The sequence below is a fragment of the Streptomyces incarnatus genome, assembly GCF_001027185.1.
Taxonomy (GTDB): domain Bacteria; phylum Actinomycetota; class Actinomycetes; order Streptomycetales; family Streptomycetaceae; genus Streptomyces; species Streptomyces puniciscabiei.
In genome coordinates this window covers 7,059,780-7,081,481 of the sequence record NZ_CP011497.1, presented here as the reverse complement: position 1 = coordinate 7,081,481, position 21,702 = coordinate 7,059,780, and the positions used below count along the sequence as shown (strand labels likewise).

The 21,702-nt window shown below is 72.1% G+C and carries 21 protein-coding genes and 1 riboswitch; of the genes, 5 read left to right on the top strand and 16 right to left on the bottom strand.

From position 1 onward, the window contains the following. Window positions 1-18 precede the first annotated feature (18 nt). The 5 genes from ABB07_RS32135 to ABB07_RS32115 form a co-directional block, all read right to left on the bottom strand. Complete coding sequence (locus tag ABB07_RS32135; protein ID WP_208902001.1) at window positions 19-672, bottom strand: TetR/AcrR family transcriptional regulator; 654 nt, start codon at window positions 670-672, stop codon at window positions 19-21. Window positions 673-799: 127 nt separating this feature from the next. Then, complete coding sequence (locus tag ABB07_RS32130) at window positions 800-946, bottom strand: SCO1431 family membrane protein (protein WP_208902000.1); 147 nt, start codon at window positions 944-946, stop codon at window positions 800-802. Between the two features lie 80 nt (window positions 947-1,026). Then, window positions 1,027-2,397, bottom strand: coding sequence for a peptidase C39 family protein (locus ABB07_RS32125; protein ID WP_208901999.1), 1,371 nt, complete (start codon window positions 2,395-2,397; stop codon window positions 1,027-1,029). Window positions 2,398-2,664: 267 nt separating this feature from the next. Continuing rightward, window positions 2,665-4,209 carry an amino acid permease gene (locus ABB07_RS32120; RefSeq protein WP_208901998.1) on the bottom strand — a complete coding sequence of 515 codons (1,545 nt, stop codon included), beginning with the start codon at window positions 4,207-4,209 and terminating at the stop codon, window positions 2,665-2,667. A gap of 63 nt (window positions 4,210-4,272) precedes the next feature. Beyond that, window positions 4,273-5,229 (bottom strand): hypothetical protein, encoded by a 957-nt coding sequence (locus ABB07_RS32115; protein WP_208901997.1) that lies wholly within the window; start codon window positions 5,227-5,229, stop codon window positions 4,273-4,275. A 224-nt stretch (window positions 5,230-5,453) separates the two neighbouring features. Between ABB07_RS32115 and ABB07_RS32110 the strand changes: the two genes are divergently transcribed. Together ABB07_RS32110 and ABB07_RS32105 are read left to right on the top strand one after the other, a co-directional pair. Further along, a complete protein-coding gene (locus ABB07_RS32110; RefSeq protein WP_208903700.1) occupies window positions 5,454-6,074 on the top strand; it encodes a uridine kinase family protein in 621 nt (206 codons plus the stop codon). Window positions 6,075-6,503: 429 nt separating this feature from the next. Then, complete coding sequence (locus ABB07_RS32105; RefSeq protein ID WP_208901996.1) at window positions 6,504-8,366, top strand: AAA family ATPase; 1,863 nt, start codon at window positions 6,504-6,506, stop codon at window positions 8,364-8,366. A gap of 186 nt (window positions 8,367-8,552) precedes the next feature. Here ABB07_RS32105 and ABB07_RS32100 read toward each other — a convergent pair whose 3' ends face one another. The 9 genes from ABB07_RS32100 to ABB07_RS32060 form a co-directional block, all read right to left on the bottom strand. Then, window positions 8,553-9,650 carry a hemolysin family protein gene (locus tag ABB07_RS32100; protein ID WP_208901995.1) on the bottom strand — a complete coding sequence of 366 codons (1,098 nt, stop codon included), beginning with the start codon at window positions 9,648-9,650 and terminating at the stop codon, window positions 8,553-8,555. Beyond that, entirely contained in the window at window positions 9,647-10,981 is a 1,335-nt protein-coding gene (locus tag ABB07_RS32095; RefSeq protein ID WP_208901994.1) for a hemolysin family protein, read from the bottom strand. Before ABB07_RS32095 ends, ABB07_RS32100 begins: the two co-directional genes overlap by 4 nt. Before the next feature lie 225 nt (window positions 10,982-11,206). After that, window positions 11,207-11,671, bottom strand: a complete 465-nt coding sequence (locus tag ABB07_RS32090; RefSeq protein ID WP_208901993.1) for a PH domain-containing protein — start codon at window positions 11,669-11,671, stop codon at window positions 11,207-11,209. Between the two features lie 13 nt (window positions 11,672-11,684). Continuing rightward, complete coding sequence (gene hisG, locus ABB07_RS32085; protein WP_208901992.1) at window positions 11,685-12,533, bottom strand: ATP phosphoribosyltransferase; 849 nt, start codon at window positions 12,531-12,533, stop codon at window positions 11,685-11,687. 54 nt (window positions 12,534-12,587) lie between these two features. Then, on the bottom strand, window positions 12,588-12,860 hold the full coding sequence (locus ABB07_RS32080) for a phosphoribosyl-ATP diphosphatase (protein ID WP_208901991.1): 273 nt from the start codon (window positions 12,858-12,860) through the stop codon (window positions 12,588-12,590). A 34-nt stretch (window positions 12,861-12,894) separates the two neighbouring features. After that, window positions 12,895-13,380 (bottom strand): 6,7-dimethyl-8-ribityllumazine synthase, encoded by a 486-nt coding sequence (ribH, locus tag ABB07_RS32075; protein WP_208901990.1) that lies wholly within the window; start codon window positions 13,378-13,380, stop codon window positions 12,895-12,897. A 66-nt stretch (window positions 13,381-13,446) separates the two neighbouring features. Beyond that, on the bottom strand, window positions 13,447-14,730 hold the full coding sequence (locus ABB07_RS32070) for a bifunctional 3,4-dihydroxy-2-butanone-4-phosphate synthase/GTP cyclohydrolase II (RefSeq protein ID WP_208901989.1): 1,284 nt from the start codon (window positions 14,728-14,730) through the stop codon (window positions 13,447-13,449). Then, the gene (locus tag ABB07_RS32065; RefSeq protein WP_208901988.1) at window positions 14,727-15,368 is read right to left on the bottom strand and encodes a nicotinamide mononucleotide transporter family protein; all 642 of its coding nucleotides are present in this window, start codon (window positions 15,366-15,368) and stop codon (window positions 14,727-14,729) included. The genes ABB07_RS32070 and ABB07_RS32065 overlap by 4 nt, the downstream gene beginning before the upstream one ends. Next, on the bottom strand, window positions 15,365-15,973 hold the full coding sequence (locus ABB07_RS32060; RefSeq protein ID WP_208901987.1) for a riboflavin synthase: 609 nt from the start codon (window positions 15,971-15,973) through the stop codon (window positions 15,365-15,367). The genes ABB07_RS32065 and ABB07_RS32060 overlap by 4 nt, the downstream gene beginning before the upstream one ends. A gap of 154 nt (window positions 15,974-16,127) precedes the next feature. Continuing rightward, a riboswitch (FMN riboswitch) is annotated at window positions 16,128-16,258 on the bottom strand. 339 nt (window positions 16,259-16,597) lie between these two features. Here ABB07_RS32060 and ABB07_RS32055 point away from each other — a divergent pair. Next, window positions 16,598-17,488, top strand: a complete 891-nt coding sequence (locus ABB07_RS32055; RefSeq protein WP_208901986.1) for an RNA polymerase sigma-70 factor — start codon at window positions 16,598-16,600, stop codon at window positions 17,486-17,488. Between the two features lie 102 nt (window positions 17,489-17,590). Next, on the top strand, window positions 17,591-18,334 hold the full coding sequence (locus ABB07_RS32050; RefSeq protein WP_208901985.1) for an SDR family oxidoreductase: 744 nt from the start codon (window positions 17,591-17,593) through the stop codon (window positions 18,332-18,334). 190 nt (window positions 18,335-18,524) lie between these two features. Here the strand turns inward: ABB07_RS32050 and ABB07_RS32045 are convergent, their stop codons facing one another. Continuing rightward, window positions 18,525-19,847: an ROK family transcriptional regulator gene (locus ABB07_RS32045; RefSeq protein WP_208901984.1), complete on the bottom strand. Its 1,323-nt coding sequence runs from the start codon at window positions 19,845-19,847 to the stop codon at window positions 18,525-18,527. 141 nt (window positions 19,848-19,988) lie between these two features. Here ABB07_RS32045 and ABB07_RS32040 point away from each other — a divergent pair, with 141 nt between their 5' ends. After that, a complete protein-coding gene (locus tag ABB07_RS32040) occupies window positions 19,989-21,203 on the top strand; it encodes an MFS transporter (protein WP_208901983.1) in 1,215 nt (404 codons plus the stop codon). On the opposite strand, the gene ABB07_RS32035 is transcribed toward ABB07_RS32040, so the two are convergent. After that, a complete protein-coding gene (locus ABB07_RS32035; RefSeq protein WP_208901982.1) occupies window positions 21,163-21,621 on the bottom strand; it encodes an acyl-CoA thioesterase in 459 nt (152 codons plus the stop codon). The two genes, ABB07_RS32040 and ABB07_RS32035, sit on opposite strands and share 41 nt — an antisense overlap. Window positions 21,622-21,702 lie beyond the last annotated feature (81 nt).

Genomic DNA, 21,702 nt, shown 5'->3' with positions numbered 1-21,702 from the left:
CTCCGCTCCCCCGGTGTGTCAGGTGTCCCGGCGGGCCGGCTGCGGCGCCGGGTAGGCCGGGTCCAGCTCCTCGACGGCGCGCAGGGCTCCGCCGAGCGTCTTCACGAGCAGCTCGCGCATGGTGTCGCGGGACAGCTCGGAGTGGTCGATCCAGTCCAGGGTCGCGCCCTCCACGCTGCACACCCAGGAGAGCAGGCCCATCCGGGCGAGCGGGCCGATGTCGCTGCGGCCGTAGGCCCCTTCGGCGATGGTCGCGATGATCGCCTCGCGGACGCCGTCCCGGATGGCGTGGACCTCGGCGTCGAAGCCGACGCCGCCGCTGACGATGGTGCGGTAGGCGGCCTGGTGGTGCTCGGCATAGCGCAGATAGGCGTCGATGGTGCGGTGGACCCGGTCCACGGCGGGCATCTCCAGGCCCTTCGCGGCAAAGGTGACCAGGTCGGCGACGGAGTCCTGGACGATCGCCAGGTAATAGCCGCGCTTGGACTGGAAGTAGTAGTAGATCAGCCCCTTGGCGACATGCGCCTGGCGGGCGATGTCGTCCATGGACAGCGCGTCGTAGGACGTGTCGGCGAACAACTTCCGCCCGATGGCGATGAGTTCGGCGCGACGCGCCACCGAGCGCTCGGTACCGCGCGTCCGGGGACGGACGGCGGCACGCTGATGCGGCATGTTCACGTTCGGCCCTGTTCCAGGCGGTCGGCGGGACCTCCGCAGTATGTCAGAACATGCCGCACACGTGAGCGGTTCGACTCGGAGCAGGCCGAGCGCGGGCGTCAGAGCAAGCCCAGCCCGGGCGTCAGAGCAGGCCGAGCTGGGTCACGAGCATCGCGAGGACCGCGACGAGCACCCAGCCCATGACGTGCTCGAGGATCTTCGGGCCGTCTTCGCGGGGGCCGCCGGTGCGGACGCGGGGGCCGGTGGCCGGGTGTGCGGTCGTGTCCATGCGGCCACCTTGCCACCCGCGACCGCGTTGGCGGCGATGAGCTTGCTCACACGGTCGTGCTCGCTGGTCGTACTCGCTGGTCAGTGCACACCCACCGCCGCCAGCGCCTTGCGCTGGCGCGGGCTCGGACGGGCCGGGAAGTAGAGGTAACAGACCCCTCCGGTGCCGGAGACGACCTTGCCGGAGGCGTTGTACCGCTTGGTGCGCAGCCAGATGTTCTCGAACTCCCGGCGCAGATAGACCCGGCGTACCGCGTCGTCGGTCGGCGAGGCCGGGTCGTTGGCGATGACGTCGCCGTCCGCGGTGAAGCCGATCACCGTCATCAGATGGCCGGAGGTGCCGTAGCCGGCGCCGGTCAGCTCGGTCTTCAGGAACGACTGGGACGTTATGGCCGGGATGCCGGCCGCGATCAGCGTCTCCAGGTCGGTCAGCGAGGCGAGGCGCGTGACCACGCCCTGCAGGCCCTCGAAGGTGGCCGCGTAGGCGGCGTTGAACGGCCAGTTGCCGCAGCCCTGGTACTGGTAGTCGTAGGTGAAGCGGGCGGCGTTGTCCACCTGGGGGTCGGTGTAGGAGGGGTCGACCCAGGACAGCTGCCCGGGGGTGAGCCGGCCGCCCCAGTACTCGATGATCATCTGCGAGGAGGTGGGACTGCACCAGGCCTCGCCGCCGTTGTCGTACTGCGGGTACTGGCCCTTGTGGATCTCCTGCGAGTAGCGCGGTACGGCCAGTTCCTGGGCGAGGCCGGGGGTGGAGGCCGGGACGGTGAAGCGGTCGGGGATGTCGGAGCCCATGGCGCCGAGCCGCCACACGGTCGGCGTCAGGTGCGTCCCCGGCCTGCGGTAGAGGGTGAGCCGCAGCCGGTACGACGTCAGGCGCAGGCCGGTGCTCGCGTCGTCGATGGCGAAGGTGTCGGTCCAGATCGTGCTCTTGCCGTCGGCCTGGCCGTCCACCGAGGTCCGCCTGATGTCCTGGTCACCGGCCGCCCAGCGGCCCATCACGTACCACGGGGTCTCGGTGCCGTCGGAGTACGTGCCCCGCAGTTCCACCTGGAGCCAGGTGCCCTCGGGGGTGTGGGCGTTCCAGGAGGAGACGACCTCGGTCGCGGGGACGGCGAGCCGGTGGACCGGGGAGGTCCAGGTGGCGTACTCCCAGGTGGCGGTCGTCCCGGTGTGCGGGTCGGTGTAGTCGGTGCGGCCGGCGGGGGCGCCGATCAGGACGCCGGGGCGGGAACCCGCGACGGCCCGGACACCCTGGGCGGCGCCGAGCCGCCACTCGCCGTACGTGGTCCAGGCGTGGTAGTCGATCGGGCGGGCCGGGGCCCGGCCGGGGTCGTCGGCATCGGTGCCGGGTCGCTGCGCGGCGGCGGCAGTGGGGGCCGTTCCGCCGGCGACCGCCGCGGCGACGGCTGCGGTGAGGACGGTTCTGCGGGACGGCTGTCGGGCTCTGCTCATGGGCGCGATTACCCCCAGGTGTCCGGTGATCCGGTGCGGTTCGTGCGCCAACTATGGAGCAGCCGGCAGGGCCCTGCCAGCACTTCGGCGCATGCCGCGCCACCAATATTGGTCTGGTCCACTGGAAGGGGTAACAGGGCGGTGCGGCTGCGGCTGCGGGGCGCCCGCGAGGGGCGCGGGGAACTGCGCGAACAGCCCCCACGCGCCCGCACCCGGACCTGGCGCGCCACCACCCGAGCGCCGCGCTCCTCGGGAAGGCGCTCGGCGTCAGACGAGGTCCATCGCGGCGACCTCGTCGGGGCTCCCGTAGCTGACCGGCCCCTGGAAGCGGCGGCGGGCCGTGGCGAACCACCACACCGTCGCGACGACCAGGACGGCGGCGAGCGCGATCGGGGCGTAGTTGAAGGTGTCGACGGTGATCGGCGAGGCCTGCGGCAGCATGAACAGGACGCTGCTGAGCACGATCCAGATCACCGCGAGCCACCCGACCGGCCGCCCCCAGCGGCCGAGGTGCCAGGGCCCCGGCTGGAAGGCGGCACCGAGCCGCAGCCGCAGGAAGATCGGCACGGCGTAGGCGAGGAAGAGACCGACCACGTTGACGCTGACGATCGCGGTGAAGGCGGTGTGCGACCACCAGCCGGGCACGACCAGGGCCAGCGAGCAGGCCACCGCGAGCCACACCGCCTTCACGGGCGTACGGGTGCGCGGCGAGACCGAGTGCCACCAGCGGGAGCCGGGCATGGCGCCGTCGCGGGAGAAGGCGAAGATCTGACGGGTGTTGCTGGTGAGGTTGGCGAGACCGCAGAAGAGCATCGCGCCGATGACGATGAGGAGCATGACCTTGGCGGCGCCGAGGCCCAGGCCGTCGATGAGGATCTGGACGGGCGGACCCACCGGCGAACCGGCCTCCTTGGCGTAGTCGCCGATGCTGTAGACCAGTGCCAGCATCAGGATCAGCCCGGTGATCGCCGAATAGCCGATGGCGCGGGTGATCCCCTTGGGCGCGTTCACCGTGGCGTGGACCGTTTCCTCGGACATGTGGAAGCTGCCGTCGAACCCGGTGAACGTCCAGCTCGTGACCAGCAGGCCGAGCATGCCGCCGTAAAGCCCGCTCGTGAAGCCGGTGTTGTTCGCGAAATGCGTCACGAAGGACGCCGGCTGATGATGATCCGGCATCACGATGAGTGCGCCGACGATCACCACGAGTCCGATCAGCAGCCACCACACGGAAATGCGGTTCAGTACGGCGACGAGCTGCACGGTGTAGGTGTTGGCGAGGCCCTGCACGACGATGATCAGGGCCGTGATCAGCACCGTCTGGTGCGGGGTCGGCTGGTAGGAGGGCCACTGCAGCTGCACGAAGGCCTGGATGAAGGTGGCGGCCGCGTAGCCGGTGGCCGCGGTGCCGCCGATCTGGCCCACGAAGTTCAGCCAGCCGGTGAACCAGGACCAGGCGCCCTTGTGGCGCTTTGCAAGTTTACCGGCGGAGAAATACAGGGCACCGCTCGTCGGATAGGCCGAGGCGACTTCCGCCATGGCGGCACCGATGAGCAGCACCATGACACAGACCCCGATCCAGCCGAACACGAGAACACGGGGCCCGCCCGCGTTCATACCGAATCCGAAGGACGAGAAAATCCCCGAGAGGATATTGATGATCGTGAACGAGATCGCGAAATTGTCGAACGCCTGGAAACGCCGGGTGAGTTTCCGCGGATAACCCATCGCGTGCAGGGTCGCGTCGTCGTCGAGCGCGACCGCGTCCTTGCCCGCGCGGGCCTTCGCCCGGGACGTCGATGTCCGTTCCGACACAGTTCGGCCTTTCTCTGAGTGGATCCGGGGTGAATCCGAGGGGAGGGGCGGAGCATGGGCGGATCAGCCGGGCCGCGGTACGGGCAGTCCGCAGGCGCGCCGGGCCCGGGAGAGCTGATCGGCGGGGTCGCCGAAGACGCTCCAGGGCATGCGCGAGGCGTACGGGCCCATCGCCGCGAACACCGCCCGGGCCTCGAACGCGCACTGGCCCATGACCAGCGCGTGCGCGAGGTAGGCCAGGTCGAGCACCGGGGTGAAGCGGTAACGGCCCACCGTCGGCAGCCAGTTCTGGTAGATCGCCAGCGCGGTGGAGCGCCACTGCGGCTGTTCCCAGACGCGGTCGGCGAGCAGCTGGGTGGGGTTGTAGCTCTCCACCAGCGCCACCAGGGGCAGCAGCCGGAGGGCGGAGTCGGCGGGCGCCCGCTGGCTGAGGAAGGCGGCCACGTCCCAGGCCGCGTTGACCGAGCCGCCGTACCGCGTGAAGAAGCAGGACAGGAAGCGGTGGTGGCCCTCACGGTGCCACGGGTCGAGCGACAGGACGTGCGTGAACAGCCGCCAGGGGCCGGGCGGGGCGGTGAGCAGGCCGCGCGGAGCCGGGTCGCGCAGCCGGTGCAGCCGGGCCATGGCGAGCTTGGCGACCCAGGGCGTGGGGTCCCGGGGGGCCATGGCGGCGGCGCGGTCGCAGGCGGTCAGCGCGATCCGCTCCAGCGCCTCGGCGCGCTCGTCGCGGGCGTCGGCGGCCCGCAGCGCGCGCTGCACGGCGACCCGGGCCCACATCAGCGCCGCCTCGGGCGTCGGCTCCTCGGCGAGCCAGCGCTCGACCAGATCGGTGCCGGCCGCCTCGGAGGCGAGGACCAGCGAGCGATGGGCGCGCAGCGCGAAGTCGGTGCGCGTCTCGGCGAGGGCCTCGTACGCGTATCGATAACGTCCGGCGCGCACATCGACGCATACGCTCGCCAGGACACGGTCGTCGGCCGCCGGGTGCCACACATAGTGCCCTTCGAATAACTCCGTGGCCATGTCCCCCTGCCAGTCCCCGTACGGCGCACAGCGGTTGCGCTGGAGGGCACCTTACTCAGCGGCGGGCACACCCGGAACGCCTAATTCGACATATCGGTCAGGGGATTCGCGCATGTTTATCGGGGGCCATTGACTGGCCGCCAGCCGATGATTCAAACCGCGACCACCGCTACTACACTGTTTCCGGAAAACCGCCCACACGTACCCACCCCGGGGGAACCACCATTCGCGACCTCGCCGCCCGGCTGCGCCGGCTTCCCCCCTCCCTCGGTCCGGTCAGGCTGATCGGGGTCGACGGGCACGCCGGCTCGGGAAAGTCCACCTTCGCCGGGCACCTGGCCGACGCGCTCGGCGGGGCTCCGGTGCTGCACCTCGACGACATCGCCAGCCATGAGCGGCTCTTCGAGTGGACCGACCGGCTGATGGCCCAGGTGATCCACCCGCTCGCGCACGGCGGGAGCGCGGCCTACACACCGTACGACTGGCGCGAGCGCCGCTTCGGCGCGGCGCGCCCGCTGCCGGCCGCGCCCGTGGTCCTCGTCGAGGGGGTCGGGGCCGGGCGGCGCGCGCTGCGGCCGCATCTGGCCCTGCTGCTGTGGATGGAGCTGCCCCGGGAGGAGTCCTGGAACCGCGGGCGGCTGCGGGACGGGGCGGAGCAGCGGGAGTTCTGGGAGGGCTGGGTCCGGGCGGAGCAGGCGCACTTCGTCCGGGACCCTTCGCGCCCCCACGCCGATCTTCTGGTACTGCAGTCGCCGAAGGGGTATGAGGTGCTGCCGGGACCTGGGTCAATCTCTGGACCGGACCAGAGCGTGACCCAGAGTGATGGGTCGTCCGCGTTGTGGTGAAGTGGTGAAGACCCTTGCGGGGGAACTTCTCCGAGTGCCCCAACTCCGCTTGACCGGGGGGCCGTACAGGTCTTACGTTCTCAATGAGCGGTCATCGGTGACCGCCCCCACACGCGAAGCCCCCGGTTGTTCCCCCGTGACCGGGGGCTTCGTTCTGTCCGCTCGCGGTTTTCCGGGTGCCCCGCGCGCCGATCCGCTCACCCTCGGTCACGAAGGGCGCGCGCGCCCCGTCTGCTCCCGCCTCGTCGAACGGCCGGTGCGGCACCCTTCGGCCCGCGGTCGTCGCGCGGGTACGATGCCCTCGGTGCGACCTTCGAGGCTGCCTCGCGCACCGGTAACTCCGGTCCGCGGCCCGGCGGTTCGACCGCGGCGGCCGTCGGGTGACTGCCCGGTGGTGAACCACGGGGACACGGTCTGTGGGGGGACGGGATGGACTTCGGCACGCAGGGCCCCGAGGCCCCGGCCGACCTGGCCTGGCTGCGCGGGGTGGACGCCTACACCATGGGTGCCTACCCGCAGGCCGAGGAGGAGTTCCGCGCAGCGGTGCGGATGGACCCCGGCATGGCCGACGGCTGGCTCGGGCTGCACGCGCTCCGGGTCGACACGACGACCTCGCTGCTCAGGATGTTCCGGCACCGGGACCGCTTCGGCGAACAGCGCGCCCGGCACCGCCGTACGCTCAACTCCTGGTACTGGCTGGGCTGGTGGGTGCAACCGGTGCTGGAGAGCCCGCGCGATCTGCTGCTCGCGCACGCCTCGCACTGGCTGGACGGCCGGCACGTGCCCGAGCTGGACCGGGCCCTCGCCGGGCTGCCCCCGGTCGACACCGATCCGCAGGTCCGCTTCCTGCACGCCTGCCGCTCCTATCTGGTCAAGGACTGGGAGCAGCTGGTACGGCACACCGACCCGCTGCTGGACGATCCCATGCTCGGCATCGAGGCGGGCCTGTTCGGCGGCATGGCCAGGGTCCGGCTGGAGATGTACGGCCAGGCCGAACCGCTGCTGTCGGCGGCGCTGATGCGCTGCCGCAGCGAGCAGCCGCAGCGCAAGGAGCTGCGCTACTGGCTGGCGCGGGCGCACGAGGGCACGGGACGCTCGGCGGCGGCGCTCCCCCTGTACCGGGCCGTCCACCGCGTCGACCCGGCCTTCATGGACACCTCAGCACGGCTCGCGGCGATCGCCGAGGGGGACGGGTACGACGACACCGCCGACCTGGCCGCGATCACCCTGACCGGTGCCGGGCAGGACAGCGTGGACGGGCCCGACGGCTTCGATCCGCTCTTCGGCACCGAGGGCCGTGATCTGCGGCTGCCGGAGCCGGATCTGCCGACGGGGCCCCTGCCGTCGGTGACCGATCCGGCGGTGCGGGTGAAGACCGGTGTCTCCTCCTCTCCCCTTCCGGCCGGTCCGACCGATCCCGCCCTGCTCGAGGAGGCGCTCGCCGAGCTCGAGCGCATGGTGGGGCTGGAGCCGGTGAAACGCCAGGTCAAGGCGTTGTCCGCGCAGTTGAACATGGCCCGGCTGCGGGCCGGTCAGGGGCTGCCGGTGCAGCCGCCGAAGCGGCACTTCGTCTTCTCGGGGCCGTCGGGGACGGGGAAGACCACGGTGGCCCGGATCCTGGGGCGGGTGTTCTACGCCCTCGGGCTGCTCGGCGGCGACCACCTGGTCGAGGCGCAGCGGGCCGACCTGGTCGGCGAGTACCTCGGGCAGACGGCCGTGAAGGCCAACGAGCTGATCGACTCCGCGATCGGCGGCGTGCTGTTCGTGGACGAGGCGTACTCGCTGTCCAACTCGGGGTACGGCAAGGGGGACGCGTACGGCGACGAGGCCCTGCAGGTGCTGCTGAAGCGGGCCGAGGACAACCGGGACCACCTGGTGGTGATCCTCGCCGGCTACCCCGAGGGCATGGACCGCCTGCTGGCCGCCAACCCCGGGCTGTCCTCCCGCTTCACGACCCGCGTCGACTTCCCCTCCTACCGGCCGCAGGAACTCACCGAGATCGGCAAGGTGCTGGCCGCCGAGAACGGGGACGAGTGGGACGAGGAGGCGCTGGAGGAGCTGCGCTCGATCGCCGGGCACGTGGTCGACCAGGGGTGGATCGACGAACTGGGCAACGGACGGTTCCTGCGCACCCTGTACGAGAAGAGCTGCGCGTACCGGGATCTCCGGCTGTCGACGTACCCGGGTTCCCTGTCCCGGGAGGACCTCGCCACGCTGCGGCTGCCGGATCTGATGCAGGCGTACGGGGAGGTGCTGTCGGGCAGGGGGCCGCAGGATCCGCCGGGTATGTGAGGCGCTGTGACCCGGGGCCGTCCCGGGGTGGGTCGCTTGTCCGCGGAGCGGGGCGCCGCTGCGAAACCGACGGCACTGCAGCTCCCCAAGGGGCGCGGGGCTGTGTGGGACATGCGGCTCCGCCGCGCGGGCGCGAGCAACCCACCACCGGGCCGCACCCGCGCGGTTCCCGCACCACCCGAGCTCCTAGGCGAGCGCTCCCTCCGGCTCCCCGCTCACCCTGGGCTCCGCCAGCTTCACGTCGGCTTTCACCGCGGGCACCTCCCGGTGCGCCGGATCCCGTACCTCGCCCACCAGCAGCTCCAGTGCGTCCTCCAGGGCCACCAGGCCCAGCACCTTGCCGGAGGCGTCGGCGACCTGGGCCAGGTGGGTGGCCGCGCGCCGCATGACCGTCAGCGCGTCGTCGAGCGGCAGCTCGGCCCGCAGGGTGGTCATCGGGCGCCAGACGTGCTGCGGGACGGCGCGGTCGGAGTGCTCCAGGTCCAGGACGTCCTTGACGTGGACATAGCCCATGAAGGGGCCCTTGTCCGTCGCCGAGACCGGGAAGCGGGAGTACCCCGTGCGGGCCGTCAGCTCGACGATCTCGCCCGGGGTGACCGACGGAGCCACCGTGACCAGGGACTCCCGGCGCAGCAGGACGTCGGTCACCGGGCGGGAGCCCAGCTCCAGCGCGTCCTCCAGGCGTTCCCGCTCCTCGGGGTCGAGCAGCCCCGCCTGGCCGGAGTCCTCCAGCAGGCGGTTGAGCTGCTCGCTGGTGACGACGGCCTCGACCTCGTCCTTGGGCTCGACCCGGACGAGCCGGAGGATCCCCTGGGCGCAGGCGCCGAGGGTCACGGTGATCGGCTTGCACAGGCGGGCGAAGTAGACCAGCCCGGGGCTCAGCCACAGCGCCGCCTTCTCGGGGGCCGCCATGGCCAGGTTCTTCGGCACCATCTCGCCGATGACCAGGTGGAAGAAGACCACCGCGGCGAGGGCGATGACATAGCCCAGCGGGTGGACCATGCCGTCGGGGAGGTGGACCGCCGTGAACACCGGCTCCAGCAGATGCGCCACCGTCGGCTCGGCCACCGCGCCCAGCGTCAGCGAGCAGACAGTGATGCCGAACTGGGCCGCGGCCATCATCTGGGGCAGGCGCTGCAGGCCGTAGAGGACCTGGCGGGCCCGTGCCGTGCCCAGCGGTTCGATCTGGCTGCGGCGCACGGAGACGAGCGCGAACTCGGCGCCGACGAAGAAGCCGTTGGCGAGCACCAGCAGCGCGGCGAAGACCAGTTGGAGGACGCTCATCGGGCGGCCTCCATCACGTTCACCGCGGGCGCCGTCCGGACCAGGCGGACCCGTTCGGCGCGGTAGTGGCCGACCTGGCGGACCGAGAGCCGCCAGCCGGGCAGTTCGGCCCGGTCACCGGGGGCCGGGATGCGGCCGAGCAGGTCGGCGACGAGTCCGGCGACCGTCTCGTACGGCCCCTCGGGCACGTCGAGGCCTATGCGCTGGAGGATGTCGACGCGGCAGCTGCCGTCGGCGTCCCAGGCGGGCCGGCCGTCCTCCGGCGGGGCGGGGGCCAGCTCGGGGATGTCCTTGGCGTCGTGCTCGTCGCGGACCTCGCCGACGAGTTCCTCGACGATGTCCTCCAGGGTGACGACGCCCGCCGTGCCGCCGTACTCGTCGATGACGACCGCGATGGGCTGCTCGGAGCGGAGCCGGGTCAGCAGGGGCTGGACCGGCAGGGTCTCGGGGACCAGCAGCGCCTTGCGGGCGATGCGGCTCACGGGGGTGCGCAGCCGGTCGTGCACGGGGACGGCGAGGGCGTCCTTCAGGTGGGCCATGCCGACGATCTCGTCGATCTTCTCCCGGTAGACGGGGAAGCGGGACAGGCCGGTGGCCCGGGTGAGGTTGACGACGTCCTCGGCGGTGGCCGTGTCCTGCAGGGCGCTGACCTTCACGCGCGGGGTCATGACGTGCTGTGCGGTCAGCTCGCCCAGGGACAGGGTGCGCACGAACAGGTCGGCGGTGTCCTGTTCCAGGGCGCCGGCCTGCGCGGAGTGCCGGGCCAGGGAGACGAGTTCGCCCGGGGTGCGGGCGGAGGCCAGCTCCTCGGCGGGTTCGACGCCGAGGGCCCGCACCAGCCGGTTGGCGACGGTGTTGAGCGCGGCGATCACCGGGCGGAACAGGCGGGAGAAGCGGGCCTGCGGTCCGGCCACGAACCGGGCCACCGGCAGCGGCTTGGACACCGCCCAGTTCTTCGGCACGAGCTCGCCGACCACCATCTGGACCGCGGAGGCCAGCAGCATGCCGACGACCACGGCGACACCGGAGACGGCGCCGTCCGGTATGCCGAGGGCGGCGAACGGGCCGTGCAGCAGCCGGGCCAGGGCCGGTTCGGCGAGCATGCCGACGACCAGGGAGGTGATGGTGATGCCGAGCTGGGTGCCGGAGAGCTGGAAGGACAGCTCCTTCAGCGACTCGGCGACCCTGCGGGCCCTCCGGTCGCCCTCGGCGGCCGCCTTCTCGGCGTCCGTCGCCTCGACGGTCACCAGTCCGAACTCGGCCGCCACGAAGAAGCCGTTGGCGAGGATCAGCAGGAAAGCCGCTCCCAGGAGCAGCAGGGAGATGGTCACGCTGCCACCGCCTTCCCGGTATGTCGGGTCGGGGCGGCGCAGGTACTACAGGACGATCCGTCCATCGCTGGAGGGAGTCACTCCTCGGGTAGCAGGAACCCCTGTGCACCGGGTGGTGTCCAGGGGCGGAGGCGCAGCGAAAGGGCCTCCGCCACCAGATTAATCAAGACACGGGCCACTCGGGCAGGGTGGACGCCCCTGAGTCAGCCCTGATCTTGCCCCGGGTCAGCCCCGGCCGTCCGCCAAGTGGGTGGTGGCACGGGCTTCGGCGAGGGCGCGCAGGGCCTGCGCGTCGGCGATGGCGCGCTGCCTGGCGAGGCCCGGCTGGATGCCGAGCGCGGGCAGGCTGGTGCCGTCGCTGAGGTTGAGGAACACCCAGGGGTCCCCCGGACGGAGGTTCACCTGGACGATCTCGGCCCACTCCAGGCGCCGCTTGCTGGCGATGTTGACCACGGTGACGCCGGACTCGTCGGCGACGACCTTGACCCGGGCCAGCTGGGCCAGCACCCAGAAGATCAGCGCCCCGGTGACGACGAAGCTCGCCCGCTCCCCCGGGCCGAGCTGCTCCAGCAGCAGCCCGACCCCGGAGATGGTCAGGAAGATCACCACGCCGGCGGTGAGCAGGATCGCCCGGGTGTGGCCGGGCCGGAAGGTGACGGGAAGGGAGGGGGTGGTGGGCGTGTCGGACATCTCGCGCGGACCCTTAGAGGCGGCAGGCGTGGATGGCCGTGGTCAGGATGGCGCGGGCGCCGATGGCGTAGAGGTCGTCCATGATCCGCTGCGCCTCCTTGGCGGGTACCATGGCGCGGACCGCGACCCAGCCCTCGTTGTGCAGCGGGGAGACCGTCGGGGACTCCAGGCCGGGGGTGAGGGCGACGGCCTTCTCCAGCTGCTCGACCCGGCAGTCGTAGTCCATCATCACGTACGTCCGGGCGACCAGGACACCCTGGAGGCGGCGCAGGAACTGCTGGACCTTCGGTTCCTCGCCGTCGGTGCCGGTGCGGCGGATGACGATCGCCTCGGACTTCATGATCGGCTCGCCGAAGACCTCCAGGCCGGCGTTGCGCAGGCTGGTGCCGGTCTCGACGACGTCGGCGATGACCTCGGCGACGCCCAGCTGGATGGCGGTCTCCACGGCGCCGTCCAGGTGGACGACGGAGGCGTCGACGCCGCTGTCGGCGAGGTGTCCCGCCACGATGCCCTCGTAGGAGGTGGCGACCGTCCTGCCCTTGAGGTCCTCGATGCCGTTCGCCGTGCCGGGCTTGGCGGCGAAGCGGAAGGTGGAGCGGGCGAAGCCGAGCGGCAGGATCTCCTCGGCGTCGGCGCCCGAGTCGATGAGCAGGTCGCGGCCGGTGATGCCCAGGTCGAGGCGGCCGGAGGCGACGTAGATCGCGATGTCGCGGGGGCGGAGGTAGAAGAACTCGACCTCGTTCTCCGGGTCGACGATCCGCAGCTCCTTGGACTCGCGGCGCTGCTGGTAGCCGGCCTCATGCAGCATCTCCGCCGCAGGGCCGGACAGTGAACCCTTGTTGGGGACGGCGATGCGCAGCATGAGGTCGGCTTCCTTTGCGTGAAGGGGTTTCTACGGCTGTTTCGGCGGGGCGGCTTACAGGTGGGCGTAGACGTCGTCCAGGGAGATCCCGCGGGCGACCATCATCACCTGGACGTGGTACAGCAGCTGGGAGATCTCCTCGGCGGCCGCGTCCTTGCCCTCGTACTCGGCGGCCATCCAGACCTCGGCGGCCTCTTCGACGACCTTCTTGCCGATGGCATGGACGCCCTTGCCGACCAGCTCTGCGGTGCGGGAGGTGGCGGGATCGCCTTGGGCGGCCTTCTGCTGGAGCTCGGTGAAGAGCTCCTCGAACGTCTTCTTGGACATGGTGGTCCTTACCCTACGCGCTCCGGCCGGTGCCTCAGTGCCAGGGTTCGGATACTGAGCGGAGCGTCGCGGCGGTCGCGACCGCCGCGGTCACCGCCTCGTGGCCCTTGTCCTCGTTCGAGCCCTCCAGGCCGGCCCGGTCCAGGGCCTGCTCCTCGGTGTCGCAGGTGAGCACGCCGAAGCCGACGGGCACCCCGGTCTCGATGCTGACCTGGGTGAGGCCCTGGGTGACGCCCTGGCACACGTAGTCGAAGTGGGGGGTGCCACCGCGGATGACGACGCCGAGGGCGACCACGGCGTCGTAGCCGCGCCCGGCCAGCACCTTGGCGGCCACCGGGAGTTCGAAGCTGCCCGGGACCCGGATCAGGGTCGGCTCGTCGATCCCCAGTTCGTGCAGGGCGCGCAGGGCGCCGTTCACCAGACCGTCCATCACCTTCTCGTGCCACTGCGCCGCGATGACGGCGACCCTGAGGTCGCTCGCGTTGCGTACGGACAACTCCGGTGCACCCTTGCCGCTCACGTGTCTCCTAAGTGCCTTGCTGTCGTGCTTCAGTACGTCTGTCGTGCTTCAGTGCGTCTGTCGTGCTTACTGGCCCGCCGCCACGGCCGGGGTGTCCAGCCAGGGCAGGTCGTGTCCCATGCGGTCGCGCTTGGTGCGCAGGTAGTGCAGGTTGTGCTCGCCGGCCTGGACCGGCATCGGCTCCCGGCCGGTGACCTTCAGGCCGTGGCGCAGCAGCGCGTCGGTCTTGTCGGGGTTGTTGGTGAGCAGCCGGACGCTGCGCACGCCCAGGTCGGCGAGGATCCGGGCGCCGGCGCCGTAGTCGCGGGCGTCGGCGGGCAGGCCGAGTTCCAGGTTGGCGTCGAGCGTGTCCCGGCCGCGCTCCTGGAGCTCGTACGCCCGGAGCTTGGAGAGCAGGCCGATGCCGCGTCCCTCGTGGCCGCGCAGGTAGACCACGACTCCCCGGCCCTCCTCCTGGATGCGCTGGAGCGAGGCGTCCAGCTGGGGGCCGCAGTCGCAGCGCAGCGAGCCGAACACGTCTCCGGTGAGGCATTCGGAGTGGACGCGGACCAGGACGTCCTCGCCGTCGCCGAGCTCTCCGTGGACGAGGGCGACGTGTTCGACGCCGTCGACGGTGGAACGGTAGCCGTAGGCGGTGAAGGTGCCGTGCCGGGTGGGCAGGCGGGTCTCGGCCTCCCGGCGGACGGTGGGCTCGCTGCTGCGGCGGTAGGCGATCAGGTCCTCGATGGAGATGATCGTCAGGCCGTGCTTGCGGGCGAACGGGATGAGCTCGGGCAGGCGGAGCATACGGCCGTCCTCACCGGCGATCTCCACGATGGCACCGGCCGGGCGGAGCCCCGCGAGCCGGGCGAGGTCGACGGCGGCCTCGGTGTGGCCGTTGCGGACGAGGACGCCGCCGGGCTTGGCGCGCAGCGGGAAGATGTGGCCGGGCCGGACGAAGTCCGTGGGCTCCGCCGTGCCGCTCGCGAGCAGCTGGAGGGTCGTCGCGCGGTCGGAGGCCGAGATGCCGGTGCTCACACCGTGAGCGGCCGAGGCGTCCACGGAGATGGTGAACGCGGTTTTCATCGACTCGGTGTTGTCCTGGACCATCTGCGGCAGCCGCAGCCGGTCCAGTTCCTCGCCCTCCATGGGGGCGCAGATCAGTCCCCGGCACTCGCTCATCATGAACGCGACGATCTCGGGGGTGGCCATCTCGGCGGCGATGACGAGGTCGCCCTCGTTCTCCCGGTCCTCGTCGTCCACGACGACCACCGGGCGGCCGGCCGCTATGTCGGCGATGGCCCGCTCGACGGGGTCGAGGCCGAAGTTCTCGGGGGCGTCCGTGTCGTACAGGGGCAGTGCCGAGGTCATGCCGGGACTCCTTCCAGGACGGGCTGCGGGCTCCGGCGGGAGCGCAGCCACCAGTCGCGCATGCCCCACAGGACGAGTGCGCCGTAGATGACGTAGACGAAACCGGAGAACGCGTAGCCGTTGGCGAAGTTGAGGGGCACGCCGACGAGGTCGACCAGCAGCCAGGCGATCCAGAACTCGACCATGCCCTTGGCCTGGGCGTACATGGCGACGATGGTGCCGACGAAGATGTAGGCGTCGGGCCAGGGGTCCCAGGACAGCGACGGGTAGGCCGTGAAGAGCAGGGCCACCGCGACGGTGCCGGCGGCGGCCGCGCCGAGCATCGCCGCGCGCTCGCGCCAGGTGGCGAACCGCGGGGCGATGTGCCCGTCCTCGGCCCGGCCCTGGCTGCGCCGCCACTGCCACCAGCCGTACAGCGCGACGGCCATGACGACGGCCTGCTTGCCGGCGCTGCCGGTGAGGTGGCCGTAGAAGGCGGCGAACAGGACGAGGCCGGAGAGGAACTGCACGGGCCAGGTCCACAGGGAGCGGCGCCAGCCGAGGGCCAGGGTGATCAGGCCGAGGATGTTGCCGGTCATGTCCGACCAGATGATGCGCTGGCCGAAGAGCGTGAAGGCCCCGGAGTTCAGCCAGTTCACTTGCCGGCCCCCTGGGCGCGGTCGCCGAGCAGCCGCTCGACGTACTTGGCGACGACGTCGACCTCGAGGTTGACCGGGTCGCCGGGCTGCTTGTGGCCGAGCGTGGTCAGGTCGAGGGTGGTCGGGATGAGGCTGACGGTGAAGTAGTCCGGGCCGGCGTCCACGACCGTGAGGCTGATGCCGTCGACGGTGATGGAGCCCTTCTCGACGACGTAGCGGGAGAGGTCCGCGGGGAGCGAGATCTTGACGATCTCCCAGTTCTCGGAGGGCCTGCGCTCCAGCACCTCGCCGGTGCCGTCGACATGGCCCTGCACGATGTGCCCGCCGAGACGCGCGCCCACGGCCATGGGGCGTTCGAGGTTGACGCGGGAGCCGACGGTGAGCGCGCCGAGGCTGGAACGCTTCAGGGTCTCCGCCATCACATCGGCGGTGAACTCGTCGCCCTCGTGCTCCACGACGGTGAGACAGACCCCGTTCACGGCGATGGAGTCGCCGTGCTGCGCGCCCTCGGTCACGACGGGGCCGCGGAGCCGGAAGCGGGAGGCGTCGTCGAGGTTCTCGACGGCGGTGACCTCACCCAGCTCTTCGACGATTCCGGTGAACACTTCCCGGGTCCTCCTGCCTCTTCGGGCACGGACTCCGGGGCCTGTCGATGACGACAGCATGTACGGGTGAGCACGCCAGGCGACGCCGAAAGAGGGCCGTCCGCGTACGGACCAGCCCCAGATACGGCGACGCGCACAGGGATGTGCCCGCCCGCCGCGCACTGCCTCCCATCCGGACTTTAACCGTCGGTCCAGGAATTTCACCTGGTCAACCGGCCGCTGGAAGCGACCGGGTCGCGGACTGTAACCGCCGGTTCGGACTTTCACCGACCCCGGAGTGCGCTGCTTCTGGTACAGGGCCAGTGTGCCACGCCTTACGGCACTCCAGACAGGCGGAGGGTGTGGGTTCCCTCACAGCACGTGTCGCCGGCCTTGCGCGGCGCTGCCGGGAACGCACAACTGCGGGACACCCAGCGCGGATTGACCTTTGGCCCGGACCATTGACCGTACTGGTCTAGTCCTTTTATCGTGCGGGCGGGTCCGGTGGCGGTGACGACGGCCCTTGCCCGCCGCCGGGCCGCCAGGACGCCGCGTCGGGACGCCGGGGCACCCGGGACGCCGGGGCACCCGGAGCGGCGGGGCACCATGATCAGGACAGCACCGGCCTCTGGCAGGCTGAGGCGCATGACGCCATCGCCGCCCTCCGACGAGTTCGAGTCCCACCGGCCCCGCCTCTTCGGCCTGGCCTACCGCCTGCTGGGCTCCGCCCACGAGGCGGAGGACGCGGTGCAGGACGCGTATCTGCGGTTCAGCGGCGCCGACCGGACGGCGATCGAGCACCCGGGGGCCTGGCTCGCCAAGGCCGTCACCAACCTCTGTCTGACCCGGCTGACCTCCGCCCGGGCGCGGCGCGAGGAGTACCCCGGGACCTGGCTGCCGGAGCCGGTGGCCACCTCCGACGGGACGCTCGGCCCCCTGGAGTCGGCGGAGCGGCGCGAGCAGGTCTCCATGGCGCTGCTCGTCCTGCTGGAGCGGCTGACGCCGACCGAGCGCGCGGTGTACGTGCTGCGCGAGGCGTTCGGTTACGCCCACCGGGAGATCGCGGACGTCCTGAACCTCGGCGAGGCCAACTGCCGCCAGCTGTACCGGCGGGCGGTGGCCCGGGTCGCCGTGCCGGAGGGCCGCTTCGAGCCGGCGCCCGAGCGGCAGGAGGAACTGCTCATGTCCTTCCTCACGGCGGCCCGCGAGGGTGACCTGGCCGGTCTGGAGAAGATGCTCGCGGCGGACGTCACCTACTGGGGCGACGGCGGCGGCAAGGTGTCCGCGGCCCGGCGGCCGGTCGAGGGACGCGAGAAGGTCGTGCGCTTCCTGGTGGGCGGGGCCGAGCGGTTCACGGGCGGCCTGGACATCGTGGTGGCGGAGGTCAACGGCGCGAGCGCGCTGGTCGCGTGGGCGGGCGACGTACTCGCCGGGGTGGCGTCCTTCGAGCTGCGGGACGGGCTGATCGCTCATGTGCGCACCGTGATGAACCCGGACAAGCTGACCTACTTGCGGCGGCAGCTGGCGCGGTCGTAGCGGGGCCGGCCGGGGGCTTGTCACATTTGCGGGGGCTGCGCGGTCTCAGCTGGCGAAGGTGCCCCGAGCGGGGCACACGGAGTCCGAAGGGACGGGAACAGCATGCCCACGATCCTGGTGACCGGCGGGACCGGCACGCTCGGCCGGTGCGTGACGGAGCGGCTGCGGACGGAGGGGCACGAGGTGCGGGTGCTCAGCCGGCACACGCAGCCGTACGCCGTCGATCTGCGCGTGGGCGGGAGCGGTCTGGATGCCGCGCTCGACGGCGTGGACACGGTGGTGCACTGCGCGACCACGCAGCGGGGCGGCGACGAGACGTCGGCCGATCATCTGATCGCGGCGGCCCGGCGGGCCGGGGTGGGCCATCTGGTCTACATCTCCATCGTCGGCGTCGACCGGGTGCCGCTCGGCTACTACAAGACCAAGCTGGCCGTGGAGCGGCGGATCGAGGAGTCGGGGCTCGGCTGGACCGTCCTGCGCACGACCCAGTTCCACGACCTGCTGGTCACGGTCCTCGGCGGACTGGCCAAGTCGCCCGTCCTGCTGGTCCCGGCCGGGATCCAGGACCAGCCGGTGGAGGTGACCGAGGTCGCGGACCGCCTGGTGGAGCTGGCGCTCGCCGCGCCGGCCGGGCGGGTGGCGGACCTGGGCGGCCCCGAAGTACGGTCCCTGGACTCGCTGGCCCGCGCCTATCTCCGGGCGACCGGGCGGCGCCGGGCGGTGGCACGGCTGCCGCTGTTCGGCCAGGCCTACCGGGCGTGCCGCGAGGGCGGGCTGCTGGCGCCGGAACAGGCGGTGGGCAAAACCACGTTCGAGGAGTACCTGGGGCGCCGCTTCGGCGGCTGACAGGCCGGCGGCGAAGGGGACGCGGTGGACGCGCGGGCGCCCGCGCCCGACGAACTCGCCCAGGGTGTGCGGCCACTGCCGGAGGGGGTCACCTGGTTCGCCGGGGGGGGGCGGCGGCGCGGCGGCCGGACGGGCGGTCTGCGGGGCATGCGTCCCCGTGGGCGCCTCGCCCGGAACTCCTGACGGTCCGTCAGTTCCGGTTCTGGTGGCCGAACACGTCCTCCTGGGCGCGGTCACGGGCGGTCAGCAGGGCGCCGCGCAGGACCGCCGTGCCGCCGAGGGTGCTCGCCCGCACCTCTGTGAGCAGGGGTGACATTCGGCGCAGCCGCTCCTCCACGAGCCCGGCGAGCACCGGGCCGCCCGCCTGTCCGGCCTCTCCGCCGAGCACCACGCACCCGGGGTCCAGCACGGCCACCACGGACGCGGCGCCGATGGCGATCCGGTCGGCGAGGGCGTGGAGAAACCGCTCGGCGGGCCGTTCGGCACCCGAACCCTCTGGTCCTGAGGACCCTGGACCAGCTGAACCCGCTGAACCCGCGAGCCCTCCGGCCTCCGGACGAGCCGCGCCGGAGTCGCCCGCCTCTCCCGTCACCTGCGCCACAGCTTCCGCCGTCACCTCCGCCACGGCCTCCCGGATCACCACCGCCGCGCCCGGTCCGTCCATCGTGGCCGGTACCGGCAGGCCGTGCTGCGCCGCCAGGACGCCGATCGCCGCCGCGCCCGCCAGGGAGTGGAAGCCGCCGTCGCAGTCGCTCGACGAGGGCAGAGAGGCGGTGCCCGGGACCGGGAGGAAGCCGATCTCTCCGGTGCCGCCCGAGGCGCCGCGGCGGAGGGTGCCGTCGAGGACGACCGCCGCGCCCACGCCGTGCCCCAGCCAGAGCAGGACGAACGTGTCCCGGTCCCGGGCGGCGCCCTCGCGCTGCTCGGCCAGGGCGGCGAGGTTGGTCTCGTTCTCCACGGTGACGCGGGTTCCGGACAGCCGTTCCTGCAGGGCCGCGGCCAGGCTGCGGTGCCAGGCGGGCAGCCCGCCGGAGTCGCGCAGGTCGCCGGTGGCGGGGTCGACGAGGCCCGGCGCGCCGATGCCGAGGGTGTGCAGCCGGTCCGCCCCGGCCTCCTTCGCGGTCCGCTCCACCGCGGCCACCGCCTGCTCCACGGCGGGGCCGGTCCCGGTGTCGCCGCCGATCGGCACGGACGCCTCGGCCAGCACCCGTCCGACCAGGTCGGAGACCAGGACGAAGACACCGCCGGTGCGGACGTCGAGCGCGGCCAGGTGGGCGCGGTCGGCGACGATGCCGTACAGCCGGGCGTTGGGCCCCCGGCGCTGTTCGCCGGACTCGCCGACCACCGTGATCAGTCCGGCGGCGGTGAGCCGTTCCACGAGGTCGGCGACCGTCGGCCGGGACAGACCCGTCAGCTGCTTCAACTGCCCGGCCGTGAGCGGCCCTTCCTGCTGCAGCAGGCGCAGGGCGAGGCGGTCGTTGATGGCCCGGGCGGTGCTGGGTGATGCGGGCATGACGGGAATCCTTCCAGATCGGCGCGCAGAAGGGCCCGGACCGCTGGGCGTGGCGGCGACCGTAAACCGGCTATCTATCAGGCAGGGTCCCTGATAGTTTACGGCGCATGCCGCAGCGGCGACCCTGGGGAGGGATCGGACATGAGTGACGTGGGATGCGCGCGCGACGACGTCAGGCGCGCCCGGTACGCCGTGGCGGCCGTGTTCGCCGTGCACGGCGCCGTGACCGGCTCCTTCGCCACCCGGGTGCCATGGATCCAGGAGCACGCCTCGCTCAGCGCCGGCCAGTTGGGCTTCGCGCTGGCCTTCACCGCGTTCGGCGCCTCCTGCGCGATGCCGCTGGCGGGCCGGACAAGCCACCGCTTCGGCAGCCGTACGGCCCTGCGCGGGCTGCTCGCGCTGTGGACGCTCTCCCTGGTCCTGCCGTCCCTCGCGCCGAATCTGTACACCCTGTGCCTGGCGATGTTCACCTACGGCGCGAGCGCGGGCATGGCCGACGTGGCGATGAACGCGCTCGGTGTCGAGATCGAGCGGCTGCTGGACAGGTCGATCATGTCGGGGCTGCACGGCATGTGGAGCGCGGGCGCGCTGATCGGCTCGGCGGCCGGCACGCTCGCCGCGCACCTCGGCTCGGACGCCCGCCTGCACTTCGCGCTCGCCGCGGCCGTGCTCACCGCGCTCGGCGTGGTGGCCTGCACCTGGGTGCTGGACCTGCAGCCGGCCGAGGACGAGGAGCCCCCGCCGCGGTTCGCGCTGCCACCGCGCTCGGCGCTGCTGATCGGCACGGTCGGTTTCTGCGCGGTGTTCGCCGAGGGCGCGAGCCTGGACTGGTCGGCGGTGTTCCTGCGGGACCGGCTGGACAGCTCGGCCGGAGTCGCCGCGGCCTGCACGACCGGCTTCATGCTGACCATGGCGGCGGCCCGGATCGCGGGGGACGCGGTGGTGAACCGGTTCGGCGCGGTCCGCACCGTGCGGGCCGGCGGTGTCCTGGCCGTGCTGGGCGGTCTGCTGATCGTCGCCGCCGGGCACCCGGCGGTGGCTATGGGCGGGTTCGCGCTGATGGGGCTGGGTATCGCGGTGGTCGTACCGCTGTGTTTCGCGGCGGCCGGGCACGCCGGGCCCCACCCCAGCCAGGCCATCGCCGGCGTGGCGACGATCACCTACACGTCGGGCCTGATCGCGCCGAGCCTGATCGGCGGGGTGGCCCAGGCGACCAGCCTGGTGGTGTCGTTCGCCGTGGTGACGGCCCTGGCGTGCGGGCTCGCGGCGTTCGCCGGTGTGCTGCGCACCGCCGAGCGTGGCGGCCGGACCGAGGTCAGCCGGCCGGCCGCAGCAGTTCCCGGCCAGCGGCCCTGAAGGCGTCGGTCCACGGCGTGGGCCGCAGGGTCGACGCGTCCAGGCGGACCAGCACCCGGGCGCCCTGGGCGTAGGTCCGCGTCCCGTCGGCCGAGCAGAAGCGGAAGCCGTAGGTCAGGCCGGTGGTGCCGAGGCGGTCCAGCCAGAGGTGGACGGCGTAGAGGCCGGGACTGGTCACGGGTGCCTCGTAGCTGATGCGCAGTTCGCGGACCGCGTTGCAGGCGTCGCCGGCCGCGTGCCAGTCGCCGTCGAAGCGGACACCGTGCTCGCTCCACAGCTCGGTCCAGGCCCGCTCGACCAGCAGGGGGTAGCGGGCGTTGTGCAGGAGTCCGAGCGCGTCGAGGTCGTCGAAGTGCACGGTGACGGGGATCAGCCGGCCGTAGGAGACGACGGGGGCGGTCGGGGCTTCGGCGGTCACGGGAGGGGCTCCTGAACGGCTGCTGGAACGGTACATCGCTGACGGACCATACTAAGCGACCGCTCAGGAGCCCACTGCCGG